This is a genomic window from Accumulibacter sp. (genome assembly GCF_031732815.1).
In the GTDB taxonomy this organism is placed as follows: Bacteria; Pseudomonadota; Gammaproteobacteria; order Burkholderiales; family Rhodocyclaceae; genus Accumulibacter.
Window position 1 is genome coordinate 1 of sequence record NZ_JAVMKF010000123.1, and the last position, 5,179, is coordinate 5,179.

A 5,179-nucleotide genomic window follows, 5' to 3' on the forward strand; every position below is an offset into this window, starting at 1 on the left:
AACGACGCCTGGTGCGTGTCGATCGAACACAAGCTCGGCATCCACGCCAGCCCGACCGCGATCATGGCTTTCGGCGACCACAGCGGGGCGATCGGCCATCTGGTCGGGGAAGAGAACCGTGGCCTGGAATACATGTTCATCATGATGAATGCGGCCCGTTTCGGCGTCGGTCTGGAAGGCGTCGCGGTGTGCGAACGCGCCTACCAGCGAGCGCGCGACTATGCCCGCGAGCGCATCCAGTGCACCGACATCGGTGTGCGCGGCGGCCCGAAAGTGCCGATCATCGCGCATCCGGACGTTCGTCGCATGCTGATGACGATGAAGGCGTACGCCGAAGCGACGCGCGCGCTGGCCTATGTCGTCGCCGCTGCGCACGACGCGGCCATGCGCCATCCGGACGAGGGCGAACGCAAGGCGAATCAGGCTTTCGTCGACCTGATGATCCCGGTGGTCAAGGGCTGGAGCACGGAAACCGGCGTCATGGTGGCCTCGCTCGGTGTGCAGGTACACGGCGGCATGGGCTATGTCGAGGAAACCGGTGCCGCGCAGCACCTGCGTGACGCGCAGATTTCGACGATCTACGAGGGGACGACCGGCATTCAGGCGAACGACCTGATCGGACGCAAGATTGCCCGTGAAAGCGGAGCGACGCTGAAGGTGGTGATCGAGGCCATGCGCGCGCTCGACGCCGACCTGGCGCAGCAAGCGGGCGGGCATTTCGTCGCCATCCGCAACCGCCTGCGCACCGGCGTCGATGCCTTGGCGGCGGCCGGTGGCTGGCTGGTTGCCACCTACGGATCGGATGTACGCGCGGCGGCGGCCGGTGCCGTACCCTTCCTCAAGCTGTTGGGGACGGTTGCTGGCGGCTGGTTGATGGCGCGCGCTGCGCTCGCCGCGCAGGCGAGGATCGCGGCAGGCGACAGCGATCCGTTCTTCGTGGCAAAGATCGGCACTGCCCGCTTCTACGCCGATCACATCCTGTCGCAGGCGCCCGGCCTGGCGAGCACCGTCACCGACGGTGCCGAAGGGGTGATGGCCCTGGCGGAAGACATGTTCTGAGTTTTTTATTCGCTGCCCGGCGCCGCCGGTGGATTTCCCACCGCGCGGCCTCCGGCGGCCAACCCCGGCACGCACAGGAAAGCCGATGCAAAGCGATCACAAACTCGTCCACACCAGCCTGATACCGATCCGTTGGGGTGACATGGACGCCTATGGGCACGTCAACAATACGATCTACTTTCGCTACATGGAACAGTGCCGGGTCGAGTATCTGGAGGGATTGGGCTATACGATCATGCCGCGCGGTACGGCGCCGGTGATCATCAACGCCGCGTGCACTTTTCTCATCCCGCTCAACTACCCGGGGGTCATCGAAGTACGCATGTACTGCGGCCAGCCCGGACGGAGCAGCGTGCCGACCTACTACGAGATAGGCCTGACCGGCGAGGAGACGATCTACGCCACCGGCGACGCCAAGATCGTCTGGATGGACGTGGAAAGCGGCAAGTCGGTGCCGATACCGGATGCGCTGCGCGCCCAGTTGAGCGGTTGATCCGACGGCAAGGACAGGCGAGACGGGAGGAGAGAATGATGCAGTCGAGTGAACTCTGGCGTCCGAGCGCTGAACGCATGGCGGCGGCCCGCCTGAGTGCCTTCATGGCTGAGGTCAACCGGCGCTGGCAGGCGGCTTGCGACGACTATGCCAGCTTGTGGCGCTGGTCGGTTGCCCAGCCAGAGGCGTTCTGGACGACGGTCTGGGATCATTGCGGAATGCTCGGCGAGCGCGGTCAGATCGCGCTCGAGGACGGCGAGCGAATGCCCGGCGCGCGCTGGTTTCCGCAGGCGACGGTCAACTACGCCGAGAACCTCCTGCGCCAACGCGACGACAGAGACGCGCTGGTCTTCTGGGGCGAGGACAAGGTCAAGCGCCGCCTGTCGCGCCGGCAGCTCTACGGTGAAGTCGCGCGCTGTGCGCAGGCGCTGCGCGCCGCCGGAGTCGGGCAGGGCGACCGTGTCGCGGGCTTCCTGCCGAACATGCCCGAGGCGGTGATCGCCATGCTGGCGAGCGCCGCGCTGGGCGCCATCTGGTCGTCGGCCTCGCCCGACTTCGGCGTGCAGGGCGTACTCGACCGCTTCGGTCAGATCGAACCGAAAGTGCTGTTCTGCGTCGATGGCTACTGGTACAACGGCAAGGCGATCGATTGCCGCGAGAAGAACGCGAAGATCGTCGAACGCCTGCCGTCTCTCGCGCGCAGCGTCGTCGTCGGCTATCTCGACGAGGCGGACGAAGCCGGCGCAGCGGCCGGCAACCAGCAGCGCTGGACCGATTTTCTGGCGCCGTTCGCCGGCGACGAGCTTGACTGTCAGCCGCTCCCCTTTGCCCATCCGCTGTTCATCATGTTCTCCTCGGGCACCACCGGCGTTCCCAAGTGCATCGTGCATGGGCATGGTGGCGCCTTGCTGCAGCATCTCAAGGAACACCAGTTGCACGGCGATGTCGTTCCTGGCGATCGCCTGTTCTACTTCACGACCTGTGGCTGGATGATGTGGAACTGGCTGGTCTCGGGCCTCGCCTCGCAGGCAACGCTGCTCCTCTACGACGGTTCGCCATTCATTGCGGGGGCTTCCGGCCGAGCGGGAACGATCCTCTTCGACTTGGCCGACAGCGAAGGCATGACGCACTTCGGGACCTCGGCCAAGTTCATCGACGCGCTCGCCAAGAGCGGGCTGCAGCCGCGTCGCACGCACCGGCTGGAGGCGCTGCGCACGATCTTCTCTACCGGCAGCCCGCTGGCGCCCGAGGGTTTCGACTACGTCTATCGCGAGATCAAGGCCGATCTGCAACTCGCGTCGATCTCCGGCGGCACCGACATCCTTTCCTGTTTCGCCCTGGGCAGTCCGCTGCTCCCGGTCAACCGCGGCGAACTCCAGTGTCGCGGGCTCGGCATGGCGGTGGCCGTTTTCGACGACGAGGGACAGCCGATCGCCGCCGGGCGCGGCGAGCGCGGCGAACTCGTCTGCACCAGGCCGTTTCCCGCCATGCCGATCGGTTTCTGGAACGATCCGGACGGCGCCAAATACCATGCCGCGTACTTTGCCCGCTTTCCCGGCGTCTGGTGTCACGGCGACTTCGTCGAATTGACCGCGAGCGAAGGAATGATCATCTACGGGCGATCGGACGCCGTTCTCAACCCGGGTGGCGTGCGCATCGGCACAGCCGAAATCTACCGCCAGGTCGAGCAATTGCCCGAGGTCGTCGAGTCGCTGGTCATTGGCCAGGACTGGCAGAACGACGTGCGCGTCGTCCTCTTCGTCAAGCTGCGCGAAGGAGTGGCACTGGACGACGCATTGCGCGAGCGCATCCGGCAGCAGATCCGCGACAACACGACCCCTCGCCATGTGCCGGCGAAGGTCCTGCAGGTGCTCGACATTCCACGGACAAAAAGTGGAAAGATCGTCGAACTCGCTGTGCGCAACGTCGTGCATGGACGGCCGGTGAAGAACGTCGAGGCGCTGGCCAACCCGGAAGCGCTCGAGGGCTATCGCGCGCGGCCCGAGTTGCAGAACTGATCAGCGCGCCCGCGATCATGACCCTGCACCGATCCCGACGCGCTACGCTTGCTCTGGTCGTTCTCATCGTCGTCCTGCTCCTTTTCCGCAGTGGCGCAGCGCAGGCGGGCGGCAGCGCCGGCAGCCCGCCGCTCGGCGCGTGGCTGGCGCCGGACGGCATGCCGCCGCCAGCGATCGTCTACGACGCCGTCGGTCGTTGCCTGTCGGCACCGCATTGCCCGGACCGCGAGCAACTGAAACGCCTGCTCGAACGCTATGAGCGCAACTACGGCCAGCGTCTGGCAAGTGAGCGGCCGGTCGCCGCTCCGCCGACCCGGCGCGAGGTGGCGCCAACGCCGGCGGCACAGATACAGCCTGCCTACCGCGAGGCGAGCCAGGTGCGTCCGGAATTTTCCCATGTCGGCGAACCGCTTGCCGCACCGCCGCCAGCGCCAGCCCGCATGAAGGGCAACCGAGCTCCCGCTGCCATACCGGCGGGTGGCGGCCTGGGCAGGAGCGGCGAACGCCCGGTGGCGAAGGCAGTCACCCGCGCCGCGCCGGCAACTACAGCGCGCGGCAAAGCCGTTGATCGACCGGTAGTCGCTGCGCGCGGTTCGGCACAGGTCGCCGCCGCTGCGCGTGCGCCGGGGCGCAAGGCACGCTAGGCGCCCGCGACGGGCAGCATGAACGCCGTCTTGCAGGCCGCCGTCGGCTACCTCCTGCTCCTGTCGGTCGCCTGGTTGCTCTCGGCTCGGCGGGCGGCGGTTCCCTGGCGAACGGTCATCGGCGGTGGGCTGTTGCAGTTCGCGCTCGCCGTCACCATCCTGCGCGTGCCTGGCGCGCGTGAAGTCTTCGCCGCCTGCAACGACCTGCTGCTCGCCGTGGTCGCTGCGACCGGCGAGGGGACGCGGCTCGTCTTCGGCTTCCTCGGCGGTGCGGCGCTGCCCTATGCCGAGACCGCTCCGGGGGCAAGCTTTGTTCTCGCCTTCAAGGCCTTCCCCGTCGTTCTCGTGATGAGCGCGCTGTCGGCAGTGCTCTACTACTGGCGCGTGCTGCCGCTGCTCGTGCGCGGCTTTTCCGCGCTGCTCGAACGTACACTCGCCGTCGGCGGGGCGGTCGGGATGTCGACCGCGGCAAACGTCCTCGTCGGCATGATCGAAGCGCCTCTGCTGATCCGTCCCTACCTGGGCAGCGTCAGTCGCGGCGAGTTGTTCATCATCATGACCGGCGGCATGGCCGGTGTCGCGGGCACCGTCATGGCACTCTACGCCAGCATTCTGGCGCCGGTCGTTCCCGACGCGCTGGGGCATATCCTCGCCGCATCGTTCATCAGCGCGCCGGCAGCCATCGTCTTCGCGGTTATCCTGGTTCCGCCGGAAGCGGCTCCGACCGGCGGCAGCCGCCAGTTGCCGAGCACCGAGAAGAGCACCATGGAAGCGATCACGCGTGGTACGAGCGAAGGCGTCAACCTGCTGATCAACATCGTCGCCATGCTGATCGTCCTCGTCGCCCTGGTCAGCCTGGTCAATCAGCTTCTCGGCATGCTGCCGCCGGTGGCGGGCAGCGCCCTGTCGCTACAGCGCATGCTTGGCTGGTTGATGGCACCACTCGCCTGGATGGCCGGCGTTCC

At 66.9% G+C, this 5,179-nt stretch carries 5 protein-coding genes; all 5 read left to right on the forward strand.

Annotated elements, in window-relative coordinates; translation table 11 throughout:
• On the forward strand, nt 1-1,059 hold a 1,059-nt coding region (locus tag RKP46_RS08820; protein WP_311106303.1), incomplete at its 5' end, for an acyl-CoA dehydrogenase.
• Between the two features lie 85 nt (nt 1,060-1,144).
• Nucleotides 1,145-1,552, forward strand: a complete 408-nt coding sequence (locus tag RKP46_RS08825; protein ID WP_311106304.1) for a thioesterase family protein — start codon at nt 1,145-1,147, stop codon at nt 1,550-1,552.
• Between the two features lie 38 nt (nt 1,553-1,590).
• Nucleotides 1,591-3,570, forward strand: coding sequence for an acetoacetate--CoA ligase (locus RKP46_RS08830; protein ID WP_311106307.1), 1,980 nt, complete (start codon nt 1,591-1,593; stop codon nt 3,568-3,570).
• Between the two features lie 17 nt (nt 3,571-3,587).
• On the forward strand, nt 3,588-4,214 hold the full coding sequence (locus tag RKP46_RS08835) for a hypothetical protein (protein ID WP_311106305.1): 627 nt from the start codon (nt 3,588-3,590) through the stop codon (nt 4,212-4,214).
• Nucleotides 4,215-4,232: 18 nt separating this feature from the next.
• Nucleotides 4,233-5,179: nucleoside transporter C-terminal domain-containing protein (locus RKP46_RS08840; protein ID WP_311106306.1), on the forward strand; the 947-nt coding region annotated here is incomplete at its 3' end.

What these genes read in the sequence shown, in the direction of transcription:
- RKP46_RS08835 (WP_311106305.1), top strand. Translation starts at nt 3,588, where the DNA reads ATGACCCTGCACCGATCCCGACGCGCTACGCTTGCTCTGGTCGTTCTC.
- RKP46_RS08825 (WP_311106304.1), top strand. Translation starts at nt 1,145, where the DNA reads ATGCAAAGCGATCACAAACTCGTCCACACCAGCCTGATACCGATCCGT.
- RKP46_RS08830 (WP_311106307.1), top strand. Translation starts at nt 1,591, where the DNA reads ATGCAGTCGAGTGAACTCTGGCGTCCGAGCGCTGAACGCATGGCGGCG.